The following is a 14,696-nucleotide window of genomic DNA, read 5'->3' on the forward strand; positions in this document are numbered from 1 at the left end:
GGTGGGACGAGTCCATGTGGGGAAAATCCGCGTGGGGATAAAACGTAACGCGTGCTCCCGTCCATGAAGTTGCCGGTCTGTCACTGGATTACACCGGATCGGGAGGCCTGGATGACAGAGTGACCATCGAATGCTCCCGGCTGGAGAAACACCGTCGCGCACCTGTCGTGCCACGCGAACCGATGTCTCCACTTGTCTCCCCGCCGATCATGATCCGTTTCGCATCCGTCCCATCCTTTCTCTTCGGCGTTCTCGCCGTCCTCCTGTGTAGCGCCGGTGCAGTCCACGCGCAGACCCCCGGGACGGTCGCTATGGACGGTAACCTGCCGTTTACCGTCGGGGAGCCCGTAGCCGACTCGTCGACCGCACTGATTCTGACGTACGGTGCCGCGACGCGGACGGTCGGTGCGGAGGCCTACGACCGTGCGCTGCAGTCCGTTACGCAGGGACGCCCGATTCCGCCGGGGCAGGAAACGGCGGTGCACCGCCAGGCTGTGCTCGGACAGGCGATCCGAATGACGACGAGCCACGCCGACGAGATTCAGCGCATCAGCGTCGACACCGCAGCGGTAGGCGAACAGTACCGTCAGCAGCAGGCACGATTCGCGGACAGCACCGCCTTTGCGGATGCGCTGTCGCAGGCAGGCCTGTCCCCCGACTCCCTGCGCTCGATGATTGCAGCGAGCCTGCGGATGAGCGCCTATCGCGACTCCGTGTCGCAAACCCTCGACGCGCCTCCGGCCGACACCGTCACGGCCTATGCGCAGGACCAGGGGACGGTTGGAGCGCGACACATCCTGCTTCAGATCGAGCCCGGCGCAACATCGGCGGTCGAAGACTCGCTCCAGTCCCTCGCCGCATCATTGATCGATAGCGTGCAGGCCGGTGCTGACTTTGCGCGACTCGCCGAGACGTACAGCGACGGTCCGACCGGCGCTCGCGGGGGCGACCTCGGCACGTTCACGCGGGACCGGATGGTGGAGCCCTTCGCCGACGCAGCCTTTTCGATGGAAGACAGCTCCGACGTGTATCCGGAGCCGGTCCGGACCGAGTACGGCTTTCACGTCATCCAGCTCACAGAGGCGCCCGCACCGCTGGAAACGGAGGAGGCGAAGACCGCCCTCATGGAGGAGCGCGTGCAGGAGGCGTTTCGGAACGAGATCGAGCGTCTCATGAAAAACGTGACGGTACGCATGAACCCGGAGATCATCCCAATCACAGAAGCTGATCTGCGGCGCTAACGTACAGTCCGCCATAGACCGACTGTCCCGTCGATAATCGTCCTACGCGGGGATGCGCTGGCGGATGTAGTGGTCGAAGACGAACGCGCCGAACGGGATGACCGAGGCGATGAAGGCCATCACGCATTGCTTAAACGTCATCGTGTCGCGCAAATAGACGATCGCCAGCAGCACCATGAAGACGACGAAGAGGAGGCCATGTGCGGAGCCGACGATGCTCACGGCCTCGGGCATGCCGTACATGTATTTCATCGGCATCGCGACGAAAAGGAGCAGGAGGTAGGAAATCCCTTCGATGATGGCGCTCATGCGCCAGGCGAAGAAAAGCGACATGACAGGAGAGGTCGAGAAGGGGCAGGTCGATCGCGAAGATCTTGGGTCGGACACGGGTATAACGACCTGCACTTACCGGGCGGTCCCCTCCTCCGGCGCGTCGCGGGAAATTTTCGCAGCGGGTTCGAAATTCTGACGTTCCCCATCCCCCGTGGCATCCTGCGCGTGCAGGGTGTGGAGGTCGACGCGGTGTTCGAGGAGGACCTCGTTGTCGCGTCCCCGCAGTTCGAGCACGACGTGCGGCGTGGGCGCGTCGAAGGCAACGTCGATCCGGCCGAAGTGGAGCACCTCGACCAGCGAGCCGAGTCGGTGCCGGTTGGTTTCGCCCGGTGCAGGCGTAGCATGGGTCATGCCGCTCGCCGTCAACTCATAGAGCGGATACCCAACGGCGTCGTCATGCCGGGACAGCTCACCGCGGTGGCGATCGCCACTGATGAGGATCACGCCGGGGGTGCCGCTCCGGCGGATCGTGTCGAAGAGCCGCTCCCGCTCGGCCGGCACATCTGCCCATTTTTCCCAGCGATGCTCCGTTCCGACGGCCTGGATGCTGGTACCGATAAGGGTTAGCTCCGCGTCGGAGGTGCGAAGCTCCCGTTCCAGCCACTGCCACTGCTCCTCCCCGAGAAGGCTGGCGGTGGTGTCGGGGAGGTAGAGCCGCTCGGGTGTATTGACCCGGGTCAGCGGATCCCGGTGGTAGCGCGTGTCGAGCAGAATAACCTTCACCCTTTGATCCGGGGGGCCGTACGTGTGCGCAGCGTAAACGCCTGCCCGGTCGCGACGCGGATCGTCGCCCGGCACGTCCAGGAAGTCAAGGAAGAGCTGCTGACTGCTGTCCCGTTTGGCGTAGGTCCGATCCCCGTCGTTCACGCCGTAGTCGTGATCGTCCCACGTGCCGATCACGATCGTCGACTCCCGCAGTGCCGTGTAGCCCGGACGGCGGCGTTGCCGCTCGTAGTCGGAGCGCATCTTCGACATGTCTTCCGTGTCGGCGTAGATGTTGTCGCCAAGCCAGATCCAGAGATCGGGCTTCCCGGCACGGATCGGCTCCCAGAGCAGTTGCGGCCGGTTCTGGTCGTTGCACGATCCGAAGGCGATCCGTTGCACGGTCGGTCCGGCCGTGCTATCATCCGCGGCCTCCGCGGTGGGCTTCTCGGCGGAATCTGGGGACGAGCAGCCGGCGACGCCGATCAGCAGGGAAAGCAGGAGGACGATCAGGACGCGGTACGCCGAAGCAAGGGGCATCGGTCAAGACGTTCGTTCACGATCAAGGCCGGTACGGGGACGCTACGGGTGCCCGGTAAGGTCCGGTGCGATACGGATTTGGTGTGCGAGTGCGTTATCGCAGACGAGCGTATGCTTGCGTTCCATCCCCGATCGACGCCCGGTTTGTCCGCATCGCCCGGGGAAGTACGCTCTTCCTACCGGTCGGGGCAAACACCTAACATGCTATTGTGTACATCGTAGTTGTATACGAGGGCGGTGATGTCCGTGTGCACCGCCTACAAACGACGTGTCCCGGCGCGAGCCGAAGCGCTCCGTGATTCCGATGCGTTTCTCCCTTCCATTGCACCTGCCTTAAGATGACAATCTCAACCATGCGATCCTGGTCTACCACCCTGTTGCGCCGGTCTTTGTTGGTGTTTTTCTGTGCCGGTCTTCTCGTGACCGGCACGACCACGCCCGCGACGGCGCAGGATGCCGCCTCCATTATCAGCGATGTTCGTTCGAACTACATTGAGATGTTCGACGGCGTCGACAATTACGTCATGGAGACGGATATGCACACGACGTATTACAAGCGAGACGCGACCGGCGGCCCGCTCGCGTTTCAGACATCGACGAAGCTGAAGGGACAGTCCACCCCGATGGGCGGACAGAGCGTCCAGAACCAGTACGAGCAACTCGACCGCGTGGCTGAGCACGGTGAGTACGTGGGAACGGAGACGGTCAACGGCGTCGAATGCTACGTCATTCGCGTTGACGATCCGGCGAAGGTCGATCCCAACATGGCGCCGATGAACGAGCTTCGGTATTTCATCGGTGTGGACGACAGTCACATTCACCGCATGAACATGACGGGGGAAGGTGGCCAGCAGGGTCTGCAGGGAATGACGATGAACCTGAAGGACTACCGGACCGCCGACGGTCTGACGATGCCCTGGATCATGGAAATGCAGGCGGAGATGTCCGAGGCTCAGCGGCAGCAGATGCAGCAGTTGAAGCAGCAAATGGAGCAGATGCCCGAGCAGCAGCGCAAACGCATGGAGCAGATGATGGGCGACCAGATGAAGCGAATGGAGGCGATGGCCGGCGGGGAGCCGATGGTCATTCGCGTGCAGAGCATCGCGGTCAACACGGACCTGCCCGACGGCATCTTCGAATAGAGCCATCGGCTCACCAGAGCTGCTCGTCCCGTCCGGGCGAATGTGTCGTCCGGTTTACCAAGACCAACCGCACCCCCTCGTCTCTCACCAGGAGGCGGGGGGGTGCGGTCGTGTACCGGGTGGCGCGCCGGTATTACAGGGGGGCGAGGGCGGGCTAGAAGCGGTACGCGAATCGGAGAACGGGGGCGAGCGAGAGGTCTTCCTCCAGCACTGGATTAAAGAACACATCTGCCTCCACGGCCACGTCGGCGGAGAAACGGTCGCCGTAGAATCGAAAGCCGTTCGTGGTGAGTACGCGCGTCGTCTCGTTTTCGAAGGTGGCGGTCTGTACGCGTCCGGAGGAGGTGAAGCCGAACAGCAGGAAGCGTTCGCGGTAACCCGGCAAGATGTTGGTTTCCGTGATCAACTTCATCCATGGGAACAGGCGGACCTGTCCGGCGGCAAGGATGTCGAGATACGACGTGGTGATGGAATTAACCTCTCCGCCTTCTGCGATGAGCGGAACGCCGAGGCCCGCCGTCAGGCTCGCTCGATCGGATCCGGTCGTGAGAAGCAGCCGCGGGTGCATTTCCAGAGACCAGTCGTGTCCGCCGAAGAAAGCGTCCGATTTCGTAATGACGGCGGTCGCGTCGAGCGACACGTCGACGGATTGCTGCCGGTGAATCCGCAGGCTGGGCCGAATCTGGATGGCGAGATCGGGATAAAAATCCTCGGAGGGGGCCGCGAAGGCACCGATCTCGAGGCTGGCGTCATCCGTCAAGCCGACGCCGACCTGGGGAAAGAGGAGATTCGTCAGGGACACGTACACGTCGCCATCGCCGATCGGCCGGGCCGTGGGGCGGAGGAAGTTACGGTTTACCTGCGGATCGTCAGAGGCGTCGAGCGTATCGGTATTGACAGATGTAGATTGTGCTGCAATCGGTTCAGGATGACCGATGGTTGCAAGCGTCATCAAGGCGGCCAGTAAAACAGGATAGACGGACGTGCGAAAGACGTTGAGCATGTTTGAGTTGTAAAATATAGTTTGACTCCGCGCACATAGATGGCCGCATCTTGACGCCTATGCGTAACACCGGATTCTGATGGATACGAGGTCGCGCCCGGAGGCGGATTCCACCGCGTCCGCGTCGCGCGTCCGTTTACTGTCATAGAATGTCGGGTCGGCCAGCACAGATCGAATGGTCGCACCTGTTGAGGCCGCATCGATCCGCAGGAGGTGGCCTCTCGGTCTCTGCCTGAGGTCTGACCCATGTAAGCCGCACGGGATAGGCACCGGCGATGGCCGGGGATACTGCGCAGGCACGCACTCCGGCGAGATGCGACGGCTCCTTGAGGCGTGATACGGCCATTTATCCCGTCAGCGAAACTTGAATCGTCGTTCGACACGACAAATGAGTAGCGAAATGCGCTCAGGAAGCGGACTGCGCGATCTGTAGAGAGATGTACGTGAAAAATTAAATACTCATGTAGGGTGCGGGGATCAGTGTTTATTTCTTTTTGTCACTTTTTGTATGTTGCCGTCACACGCAGGCACATGCCCCGTTCCCCACATAGAATCCGTATACGATGTACCAGACTGAAGGTGTTGACGCCATCGCTACCGTCACCGAGATCCGCATGGAGACGGCGGCTCTGATTGACGCGGTAAATAAGAGTTCTCGCGGCATCGCGATTCAGCGAAATAATACGCCCGAAGCCGTTCTCATTTCATGGGATCTGTACCGGAAACTTTCGAAGGCCGTCGACTTCGACGAGTTGTAGGCCCACCGGACGTTTCTTCGCGCCGCCTCTGTGCCCTTTCTGTACGTCCGTCCGACTGATTTCGGCCGGGTGTTATGGAAAGGGCACGACTATATCCGGGCGTGATGGCACCGGGACGAGAACACGGGGAGAAGGTGTGCACGAGGCGTTCCCGCTGAACCGGACTCGGTTCACGGAAGGCGAGAGGCGGGATTGTGGCAAGGGCTCTTGTCGCATATTTCTTTTTGGAATGCTTGTTGATGATACAGTCTACAGTATGATCGGCCAGATCCGATCTGCTGCCTCCGACGGCGCTGCTGTGTTCTGTGGATCAAACGCGCGTCCTCGCCCCCGCTTGGAGTAGTACGCGTGACGGTTTTCCCCGCGGCCGTCCATGTGTTGTGCCATCCCCCTTCGATCGTATGGTTTCCGTACCCCCTTCCTCGCCCCCGGCGGGGCCGACACCCTCGGCCCCTGAACCGGTCCGCGATACATCTGCGCCCCCGGATGACCGGTTGCAGCGCGTCGTGCGGCTGGCGGTACACGCCGCCGGAGCGACCGGTGCGGCGCTCGCCGACGGCAACCGGCAGATCGTTGCCTCGCAGGGCATCCCGCCGAATGTCCGATCCCACCTCCCAGAGATGGTTCAGGGCGGCGGACCATGCTACCTGCGTCGAGGGACCGGCGGGGTTACGTCCACCGTCGATGAGTGCACGGATTGTTTGTCCACCATCACGTTGCCGGATGGAGTCGATGCCATGGCGTTCATCCCGATCCCGAGAGACATCCAGTCCGGTCGCGACGGGGAGCTGGCTGGCATGCTTTGCCTCACGTATGAGGCCGTCGGTGACGCGTGGATGGAGCAGGCCGCGCGGGCTGAAGATGTTGCCGCCCTGGCGGGGGCGCCGCTGGCACGCTGCTCTCTGCCGGCCGTGCAGGCAGGCGAATCGCCGACGATCAAGCACGACGACCTGCCGGCCCTCTTCGACGATGCGCCTCTTCTCTGCTGTACGCTTGACGCATCGGGCCACATGCTGCACGTAAACTCGGAGCTGGAGGCCCTCTCCGGCTATCAGCGTGAAGACCTTCCCGATGCACGCGCCTTCGTCGAGGTCCTGTTTCCGGACCCGGCGGTTCGCCAGCGCGCGGTCGACTTCGTGAAGGTCGCGCCCCCCCGGTGGATCACGCTGGAGATGCACACGGCTGCAGGGGAGACCGTTACGACGCAGTGGACGTGCGTCGTGCTTCCTGGAGGACGGCGGCTCGCTCTCGGGTTCGATGATACGGAGCGCGAGTCCTACGAGGAGGCCCTGCGTGCAGAGCGTGACCGCCTGGCAACTCTGTTTCGGAATCTGCCAACGCCGGTCGTGCACGGCATCCCGCAGGAAGACACCTTCGTGGTTCAGACCCTGAATCCGGCGTTCGAAGCGGTCTTCGACATCTCAGCCGAGGAGCTCGAGCAGGGCGACCTTCACGACGCCATCGTTCCGCGGCACGAGCGCGAACACGCCGCGGCGATCAACCGCACCCTCGTCGACGAATCCACCGTCCGCGCGGAGGTGCGCCGCATCGCCGGTGGGGAAGAACGCGACTTTCGGGTCCGGGCCGCCCTTCAGCCGGGGAGCACGGATGCGGAGAGCGAGGCCTACGCCATTTACACGGATATCACCGATCATAAGGCGTATGAACGAAAGCTGCGAGACGCCAAGGAGCGGGCCGAGGAGGCTGCGCGTCTGAAGTCTGCCATGCTGGCGAACATGAGCCACGAGGTTCGAACGCCGCTGACCGCAATCATAGGCTTCGCCGAAATTCTCCGGAACGCGCTCGACGACGAGAATGCTCGATTTGCCGAGACCATTCGTCGGAGCAGCCATCGCCTCATGGAGACGCTGGACTCCGTGCTCGAGTTGTCGAAGCTCGACGCGGGTGCCTACTCGCTCCGCCGCACGGAGGTAAACGTCTCCGATAACGTGCGCGAGACCGTCGAGATGATGACGCCCATGGCCGAGAAGGCCGGCGTGTCGCTGGCCGTCGAAACGCCGGAGGCTGACGTCCGCGGACGGCTGGATCCAGGGGCGATCAACCGGATCGTGACCAATCTTATCAGCAACGCGATCAAGTTTACCCCGGAAGCGGGAGCCGTCGATGTGAGGGTCACCTTCTCGGCGGAGGAGGCCGGTACCTCCGTATCGGCGGTGCACATTACCGTTCGGGACACCGGCGTCGGCATCGACCCGTCGTTCATTCCGCACCTCTTCGACGCGTTTCGGCAGGAATCAGACGGGGTCGGCCGAACCCACGAGGGCGCCGGCCTCGGTCTCGCCATCACGAAGCGGCTCGCAGAGATGATGGGCGGCACGATCGACGTCGAAAGCGAAAAAGGCGTTGGCACACGCTTTACCGTCGTGCTCCCGCTTGCGGAGCGGGTGTAGGTGGTCATGCCGTTCGAGGACGCGGGTGCCGTGTATAGCGCATACGCACCGAATGCGCGTCGTTGACCGTCCATCGGGCCGGGATAGACATACAAACTCGTTCCATCTTGCCGCGCAAACCCCCGAACGACGGTCGGTCACGGGTCGTAGGCGCGGCACATTATCTTCTGGCAAGATAGAGCGCTCGTGATGAAAAAGATCGGCATTGGACTCGTTATCCTCGGCATCGTCGGCTTCCTGCTTTCCAGTGTGTCATTCAGCACGCAGGAAACGGTGGTCGATGCGGGCCCGGTTGAAGTAGAGAAAGAGGAAGAACAGAGCATTCCGGTCCCCTCATATGCGGCCGGTGCACTGGTTGTCGTCGGGGGCGTGTTGATCGTGGTCGACTGGCAACGAAACGGCTGATCGTCGCACATCCGCCGCGGACTCAGGCGTCGAACAGGGACATCTGCCCGCCGGACAGGGGACGAAAGTGCTTCGTGGACAGCGTCGGAAGCCCGTTTTCCAGCCCGGCCGACCGTCGCGCGCTATGGAAGAGCTGGCGCAAGACCGACGCCCATTCCCCCTGTCCGCGGAAGCGGCGGCCGAAGGTCGAGTCGTTCAGTTTGCCGTCGCGCAACTCTCGCAGGCGCCCGAGGATGCGGGACTTCCGTTCGGGGACGTGTTCATCGATCCAGTCCTCGAATACCTCGGCAACGGCTCCTGGCAGCCGGAGAAGGACATAGCTCGCCGATCGGGCCCCGTTCTCCGAAGCCGCAGACAGAATCCGTGGCATCTCTTCGTCGTTCAACCCGGGAATCACCGGAGCGAGCAGAATGCCGACGGGCACGCCTGCCTCGGACAGCGTGCGAATGGTTTTGAGCCGAAGCGACGGGCGGGCCGCACGCGGCTCGAGGTTGCCGGAAAGCGCGTCGTCAACGCTGGTAAGCGAAATCGCGACGTTGACCAGATTGCGCTCCGCCAGTTGGGAGAGCAAGTCGACGTCCCGCCGGATGAGCGCGGACTTGGTGACGATCGAGACCGGATGTCTATGACGCAGGAAAATGTTCAGGCATTCGCGCGTGATCTCAAGGTCTCGCTCGACCGGCTGGTACGGATCCGTGTTGCCGGAGAGAGAAACGGGTTGCGGCGTCCACGATGGCTTCTGAAAGGTCTCCGCAAGCCGCTCCGGCGCCTCGGTCTTGACGAAGATCTTCGATTCAAAGTCAATCCCCGCCGAGAGGCCCCAGTATTCGTGTGAGGGCCGGGCATAGCAGTACGGACACCCGTGCTCGCAGCCCTTGTACGGGTTGAGCGAGTAGTCGAACGGGATGTCGGGGCTGTCATTCTTCGACAGGATGCTTTTCGTCGGGTCGACGAAGAACTTCGTATCGATGCTCCGTCGCTCCTCCTTGTCCAGGTCGCCCGGGTTGAGGTCGACATGAAGCGGCTCGAAGCGATTCGGCAGGTTGCGGCGCGCGCCACGTCCACTGCGCCACGGCATCTCGTCGTTCATCGCCGGTCGTTCGTTCGTGAAGCGGTTGTCGAATACCACGGTTGATCCCCAACATACGGTATGTGTGGAATATGTTCAACCGAAAAAACCCCGTTTCTGGAAGCTATGGTGCCTGGTGAATGGGTACGTTGGGGATCGCTCGTGTATCTACAGTGCGACGCGTCGGTCCGTCGAACCAGGCGGGTCGCCTGCACATCTACCGTACCGCCATCTCCGCACGAATCTTGATGATTATGGATATTTCTCGCTTCCCTTCACGCTCACTCTGTTGGGCCGCTCTTCTGTTCGCTGTCACATTGACGATCTCTGCGTGCAGTCTGACCGGGAGCGATGAGTCCCCAGGCGACGGGATCGAATTCCGAGTCGAGGCTGAGTCCAGTGCTCCGGGAGACTCGGTGCTGATTCAGATGCACAATCGCACCGAGTCCACGAACTACGGGATCAACCTTTGTCTCTCCACGCTCGAGCGGCGGGCGGGCGTCCGGTGGGTTGCCGTCGACCAGGGCCGTGCCTGTTTCCTCGCGCTCTACGGACTGCCAGCGGGGGATACCGCGGGCTTCAGAGCGTATCTGCCGGACACGCTCTCCTCGAGGGGGACGCACCGTTTCACGACGACGGTGGAGCGACAGCGTGACAACCGGCGGTTCGACGTGTCCACGAACACCTTCGTGATCGAGTCGGACGACTGACGATCCGTCCCGCGCGGAAACATCCATACCGGGATCGGTTTCACCCGGCGTCGATGGATGTTCTCAACCGAAGCCAAGCCGCGTGAGTTACGTCTGGACCGTGTTGCAGGTCGCCACCGTGATGCTGGGCCTGTCAATGGCTGGTGGCACGGCGCTGAGTCTGAGTCGCCACCCCCACTGGTTCGTGCGCGGGTGGGACTTTCCCCGGCCGCTGATCGCAGGCCTGGCGGCCCTGTCGGGTAGCATCTACGCGCTCGCCTTTTACGACGGAGGAACATGGGACGTCGCCTTTCTCGTCGTGACCGGTGGCGCGATCGCCTGGCAGCTCCGCCGCATTGCTCCGTACCTGCCGCTCGTTCAGGCCCCGGTCGAGTGGGCCCGGCAGCCCCGCCCGGACAGTGCAATCCGGATCGTCACGTCGAACGTAATGCAGGACAACGACCAGTTTCAAACCTGGCTCGACGTCGTCCGTGGGGCGGACCCGGATCTCATCCTTGCGATGGAAGTGGACGAGGTGTGGGAGGAGGCACTTCTCGCCCTCCGCGATGAGTACCCGCACATCGTGTCCCAGCCGCAGGATAACTTCTACGGCATGATGATCCTGTCGCGCCTGCCGCTGATGGAGCCGGAGGTACGTACGGTCGTGGAAGATGACATTCCCTCCGTGCGAACAGGCGTCAAGTTGCGAAACGGAACGGCCGTTCACTTTTTCGGCGTGCACCCGCGCCCGCCGGAGCCGATCCGCGACAACCACGCGGAGGAACGCGATGCGGAGGTCGTGCTTCTGGGGCAGGAAATCAACGTGACGGACGGCGACCATCCGACCATTGTGGCCGGCGACTTCAATGACGTCGCCTGGTCGCATACCACGGACCTGTTCGTGCAGCTTAGTGGCCTGCTGGACCCACGTCAGGGGCGTGGCATCTACAACACGTTTCATGCGAACTGGCCCCTCTTCCGGTTTCCCCTGGATCACATCTTCCACTCGAATCACTTCAAGCTCGTCGATCTGAGTGTCCTCGACCACGTCGGCTCGGACCACTTTCCGGTATACACCGAACTGCAATACGAGTGGGGGGCATCGGAGGACCAGCCGGAACCGGAACCGACGACCGCACACGTCGAGGAGGCGCGTGACAAGGTTCAGCGTGCGACGGGGTGACGACCGGCGGGCCGTTCACAACATCCGCTCAACTTGCCCATGGGCTCCCTGTTAGGTGCGTCGAACTGTATACTTACAAGGAGCCAAATGTCATGAGTACGACCGCACATCGCCTTTTCGCTGCTCTACTCGCCGCAGCCATCCTGTTTGCCGGATGCCAGGACCCCGGGGACGACACCGAAGAACCTGGAGAAATGACGGAGGAAAACGTCTCGGCCGAGGTCGAAGAGTTTGAAAATGACCTGAACGACGCGTTGCAGTCAGCAGAGTCGGACATCGAAGCCCTCGATAACCGGCTGAGCGAAGCCGGAGAAGAAGCCGAGGCCGAATTCTCCGAGGAAATGGGGGAAATCCGGCAGCAGCGCGATTCGCTTCGTAGCCAGATGCAGCAACTCGAGGAGGCGAGTGAAGAGGAGGCGTCAGAACTCCGCGCCAACATGCGGGAGACGCGCCGCGACCTGAACCGCCGTCTGGACCGCGTCGCACTTGAAGCGGCGGAAGAGCAAGACGAGTTCGTCCGCGCAGCGAATGAGCGGATGGACCGGCTGGACGCGCAACTCGAAGAGCTGAAACAAGACGCGGAAGCCGCAGGCGACGAGGTCAGCCAGGAAACGCAGGAGGAAATCCAGGAACTCGAACAGCGTCGTGACGCTCTGCAGGAAGACCTTGCAGCGGCAGAAAACGCGACGGAAGAAGAGTTCGCCGAGATGCGTTCCGAGCTGGTCGACGGCATCACGGAGACGCGCGCAGAAACAGCGCAGGCGCTTGACAACCTCGAAACGAGCATCGAGCCCGATCGCGAAATGAGAGATACGCCTTCCGAATAACATCCTGTGTGATCGATCCGTCCGGCGTTTTGACGGACACTGCACTTGCGCGACCTCTCGCTTTTCCGGCGGGAGGTCGCTCTTTTTGCCGGTATGCGCCCGCGGGCCGAATCCACCGACCGGAGTCGTTCATGCCGCTGTATCCTTACACCGACCGGAGACGATCGCATGCCCGCCGTGACGCGTCCGGCTGCACCGGCGACGGCGTCCCATTCAGTTTCTCGTACTTTGTAGCTGGTTCTTCGTAGCTTCCGGCATCCCGTGGTATCCGAAACAGATCCCCTGATTCGTGGCTCCCTCCTCATCATCCGTCGTTTCGCTAGATGGTCGCGAGGTGCCGTACACCGTACGGCGGAGCCGGCGAGCGACGCGTATTCGCATCAAGGCCAATCTGAAAGGCATCACCGTCGTCTTGCCGCACCGTTCGTCGGCCGATCCGGCGGCGATACTTCGGCGGAAGGCGTCGTGGGTCCGGCGCCACCTCGACGAGATCGAGCAGCTGCGGTCCAGGATTCCCAACCGGACCTTCGCGCCCGGCGCCCGCTTCCCCCTGCTCGGTCGAGATCGCGTCGTCCGCGTCGCGTCGGTGGACCGATCCCGCGTCACGGGGCCGTCGCTCACCAGCGGGGATGCGTTCTTGCTGAGCCGGAAACGCGTCGCGGAAACGTCCATCCGGAAGGAACTCGAAAAACTCTATCGTGAGTCGGCGCGTGAGCACTACGCCGCACGGGCACAGCACTTCGGGGCGGTGATGGGCGTGTCCTACGATTCGCTCCAGATTCGCAACCAGAAGACGCGGTGGGGAAGCTACTCGCCACGCACCGGAACGCTGAGCATGAATTACCGCCTCCTCATGGCGCCGCCGTCGATTGTCGACTACGTCATCATTCACGAGCTGGCGCATGTCCGTCATGCAGATCATAGCCCGCGATTCTGGCGGGTGGTCGAGCAGTATGATCCGGCGTATCGGGAGAAGGAAACGTGGCTGGACGAGCATGGCCCCACGCTGATTTTTGACGGCCGACACCTCTGAAAGGCGCCGATTCAGCAGCCGTGTGCGTTTCCAGCGGGAGTACGTGCGTCCATGGCGCACGCCGGAATGAGCAAAAACACCGCAGGGATGTGCGTCGTGGGAGCGATATTTCATGTCAGCTGTCCGGCACGTCTGCGCCGGGCACGGGAGGCATCTCTTCGCTCCGTTGGCTTTCCCGGAAACGTACTCAGGCTTTATGTTTGGTCTTTCTCCTTCGCCCTTCGTACGCCGTCCCGGGCGTTTTTCCGGCAAACGTGGTGTAGCCGGAGAGGTACCGATGTGCTTGCTCTCACTTCTGCTCGTGTTGGGTCTGGCGATGCCCGTTTCAGCCGCTGTCTCCGCGGAGGCTCGTCACCCTGACGTGGAAGATGTTACGCCGGACGCGGATGACGACGTTCAGGCTTCCGGTGAGGTTGTTCTCACGCTCCGTCGTGCCGTTCGTGGGCCTGGGCAGCCTCCCTACACCGGGCAGTTGTTGCCGGCGGGGACGATTGTCGTTGTGTACCAGGAATACGGCAATCGCCCGCACACGCTGGACCGGCAGGGGTACCCGACCCGGGACGTGCTCGTGCAGCAGATTGTCGGCACGGTTCAGCGCATAGCAGAGCGCGGACGAGGGAGTCGCGTGCAGGTCGACACGCTGACGGGGCTCGGGCAGACGCGACGCCGATACGAAGCGACCGGAGACCGCGACGGTGGCGTGTCACCCTCGACATTCATTACCTACGTCGTCGCAGAGCTACCAAATGGCGACCTCTACGAGAGCTACGTGAATGCAGGACCGGCCGGGTTTCTTCCGGGGTTCGACGCGGTATGGAGCGGCCGCATGACGATGGGACCGGTGCCGTCCCCGGCAGTGGAGGCGACTCGCCGGATGATCGACGCCGTTCGGTCCCCGGTCGATGTCCCGGCCCTGGCGTCGGCCGCCCTGAGCGCTGTTCTGCAGCGGGTGCCGCAGATTCAGCCGGACGTGGTGGAAACGCTCATCCCGCCGCTCGTCGGAGGAGCGCCGCTGGACGAGGCGTCGCCTACACCGGAGGCGCCGCTGTCGATGACGCCACAGGCGACGGACGGGGACGCACAGTTCCGGCGTCATGCGCAGACGCCCGCACCCGCCGCGTCCGTTCAGGATGAGCCAGTCGTGGAGCGTAGCACGCGCGTTGCCGCTGCGATCCTGAACCGAGGCGATGCGGACCGGCAAGACGCACCGGACCGGATGGCGCCTCCCGATGTAAGCGGAGACCAACAGTTGCGGCCAGCGGCTGTGGGGGGAGAGGTGGTTTCCGATCAAAGGACGGACGCCGCTTCCGCCCCTCCGGAATCGATGCCGGCGCGTTCAAATGACGAGACGCCTGGAGAC

Annotated in this window: 14 protein-coding genes; 10 read left to right on the forward strand and 4 right to left on the reverse strand. The window is 62.6% G+C overall.

All coding sequences use genetic code 11. The features are described 5' to 3' along the window. Positions 1-209 precede the first annotated feature (209 nt). Complete coding sequence (locus ACFCU0_RS11975; protein WP_434973909.1) at positions 210-1,241, forward strand: peptidylprolyl isomerase; 1,032 nt, start codon at positions 210-212, stop codon at positions 1,239-1,241. Between the two features lie 42 nt (positions 1,242-1,283). On the opposite strand, the gene ACFCU0_RS11980 is transcribed toward ACFCU0_RS11975, so the two are convergent. Both ACFCU0_RS11980 and ACFCU0_RS11985 read right to left on the reverse strand, forming a co-directional pair. Then, entirely contained in the window at positions 1,284-1,574 is a 291-nt protein-coding gene (locus tag ACFCU0_RS11980; protein WP_434973910.1) for a DUF3817 domain-containing protein, read from the reverse strand. Between the two features lie 72 nt (positions 1,575-1,646). Next, complete coding sequence (locus tag ACFCU0_RS11985; RefSeq protein ID WP_434973911.1) at positions 1,647-2,816, reverse strand: alkaline phosphatase D family protein; 1,170 nt, start codon at positions 2,814-2,816, stop codon at positions 1,647-1,649. Between the two features lie 353 nt (positions 2,817-3,169). Here ACFCU0_RS11985 and ACFCU0_RS11990 point away from each other — a divergent pair, with 353 nt between their 5' ends. Beyond that, complete coding sequence (locus tag ACFCU0_RS11990) at positions 3,170-3,958, forward strand: hypothetical protein (RefSeq protein ID WP_434973912.1); 789 nt, start codon at positions 3,170-3,172, stop codon at positions 3,956-3,958. A gap of 154 nt (positions 3,959-4,112) precedes the next feature. Here ACFCU0_RS11990 and ACFCU0_RS11995 read toward each other — a convergent pair whose 3' ends face one another. Beyond that, complete coding sequence (locus ACFCU0_RS11995) at positions 4,113-4,961, reverse strand: hypothetical protein (protein ID WP_434973913.1); 849 nt, start codon at positions 4,959-4,961, stop codon at positions 4,113-4,115. 563 nt (positions 4,962-5,524) lie between these two features. On the opposite strand from ACFCU0_RS11995, the gene ACFCU0_RS12000 reads away from it, so the two are divergent. The 3 genes from ACFCU0_RS12000 to ACFCU0_RS12010 all read left to right on the forward strand — a co-directional run bounded on the left by ACFCU0_RS12000 (position 5,525) and on the right by ACFCU0_RS12010 (position 8,535). Continuing rightward, a complete protein-coding gene (locus ACFCU0_RS12000) occupies positions 5,525-5,719 on the forward strand; it encodes a type II toxin-antitoxin system prevent-host-death family antitoxin (RefSeq protein WP_434973914.1) in 195 nt (64 codons plus the stop codon). A gap of 401 nt (positions 5,720-6,120) precedes the next feature. Next, positions 6,121-8,130: a PAS domain-containing sensor histidine kinase gene (locus ACFCU0_RS12005; protein WP_434973915.1), complete on the forward strand. Its 2,010-nt coding sequence runs from the start codon at positions 6,121-6,123 to the stop codon at positions 8,128-8,130. Between the two features lie 186 nt (positions 8,131-8,316). Then, on the forward strand, positions 8,317-8,535 hold the full coding sequence (locus tag ACFCU0_RS12010; protein ID WP_434973916.1) for a hypothetical protein: 219 nt from the start codon (positions 8,317-8,319) through the stop codon (positions 8,533-8,535). A gap of 22 nt (positions 8,536-8,557) precedes the next feature. Here the strand turns inward: ACFCU0_RS12010 and ACFCU0_RS12015 are convergent, their stop codons facing one another. Further along, positions 8,558-9,625 (reverse strand): PA0069 family radical SAM protein, encoded by a 1,068-nt coding sequence (locus ACFCU0_RS12015; protein WP_434973917.1) that lies wholly within the window; start codon positions 9,623-9,625, stop codon positions 8,558-8,560. 296 nt (positions 9,626-9,921) lie between these two features. Here ACFCU0_RS12015 and ACFCU0_RS12020 point away from each other — a divergent pair, with 296 nt between their 5' ends. From ACFCU0_RS12020 to ACFCU0_RS12040, 5 genes are all read left to right on the forward strand, one after another. Beyond that, entirely contained in the window at positions 9,922-10,314 is a 393-nt protein-coding gene (locus tag ACFCU0_RS12020; RefSeq protein WP_434973918.1) for a hypothetical protein, read from the forward strand. 82 nt (positions 10,315-10,396) lie between these two features. Next, complete coding sequence (locus tag ACFCU0_RS12025; RefSeq protein WP_434973919.1) at positions 10,397-11,476, forward strand: endonuclease/exonuclease/phosphatase family protein; 1,080 nt, start codon at positions 10,397-10,399, stop codon at positions 11,474-11,476. 92 nt (positions 11,477-11,568) lie between these two features. Continuing rightward, positions 11,569-12,303, forward strand: coding sequence for a hypothetical protein (locus ACFCU0_RS12030; protein ID WP_434973920.1), 735 nt, complete (start codon positions 11,569-11,571; stop codon positions 12,301-12,303). Between the two features lie 289 nt (positions 12,304-12,592). Continuing rightward, on the forward strand, positions 12,593-13,336 hold the full coding sequence (locus tag ACFCU0_RS12035; protein ID WP_434973921.1) for a M48 family metallopeptidase: 744 nt from the start codon (positions 12,593-12,595) through the stop codon (positions 13,334-13,336). 283 nt (positions 13,337-13,619) lie between these two features. Further along, on the forward strand, positions 13,620-14,696 hold a 1,077-nt coding region (locus ACFCU0_RS12040; protein ID WP_434973922.1), incomplete at its 3' end, for a hypothetical protein.

The sequence above is a fragment of the Longibacter sp. genome, assembly GCF_051155795.1.
GTDB lineage: Bacteria > Bacteroidota > Rhodothermia > Rhodothermales > Salinibacteraceae > Longibacter.

What these genes read in the sequence shown, in the direction of transcription:
- ACFCU0_RS12015 (WP_434973917.1), bottom strand. Translation starts at nt 9,625, where the DNA reads ATGAACGACGAGATGCCGTGGCGCAGTGGACGTGGCGCGCGCCGCAAC.
- ACFCU0_RS11990 (WP_434973912.1), top strand. Translation starts at nt 3,170, where the DNA reads ATGCGATCCTGGTCTACCACCCTGTTGCGCCGGTCTTTGTTGGTGTTT.
- ACFCU0_RS11995 (WP_434973913.1), bottom strand. Translation starts at nt 4,961, where the DNA reads ATGCTCAACGTCTTTCGCACGTCCGTCTATCCTGTTTTACTGGCCGCC.
- ACFCU0_RS12030 (WP_434973920.1), top strand. Translation starts at nt 11,569, where the DNA reads ATGAGTACGACCGCACATCGCCTTTTCGCTGCTCTACTCGCCGCAGCC.
- ACFCU0_RS11980 (WP_434973910.1), bottom strand. Translation starts at nt 1,574, where the DNA reads ATGTCGCTTTTCTTCGCCTGGCGCATGAGCGCCATCATCGAAGGGATT.
- ACFCU0_RS11975 (WP_434973909.1), top strand. Translation starts at nt 210, where the DNA reads ATGATCCGTTTCGCATCCGTCCCATCCTTTCTCTTCGGCGTTCTCGCC.
- ACFCU0_RS12000 (WP_434973914.1), top strand. Translation starts at nt 5,525, where the DNA reads ATGTACCAGACTGAAGGTGTTGACGCCATCGCTACCGTCACCGAGATC.
- ACFCU0_RS11985 (WP_434973911.1), bottom strand. Translation starts at nt 2,816, where the DNA reads ATGCCCCTTGCTTCGGCGTACCGCGTCCTGATCGTCCTCCTGCTTTCC.
- ACFCU0_RS12005 (WP_434973915.1), top strand. Translation starts at nt 6,121, where the DNA reads ATGGTTTCCGTACCCCCTTCCTCGCCCCCGGCGGGGCCGACACCCTCG.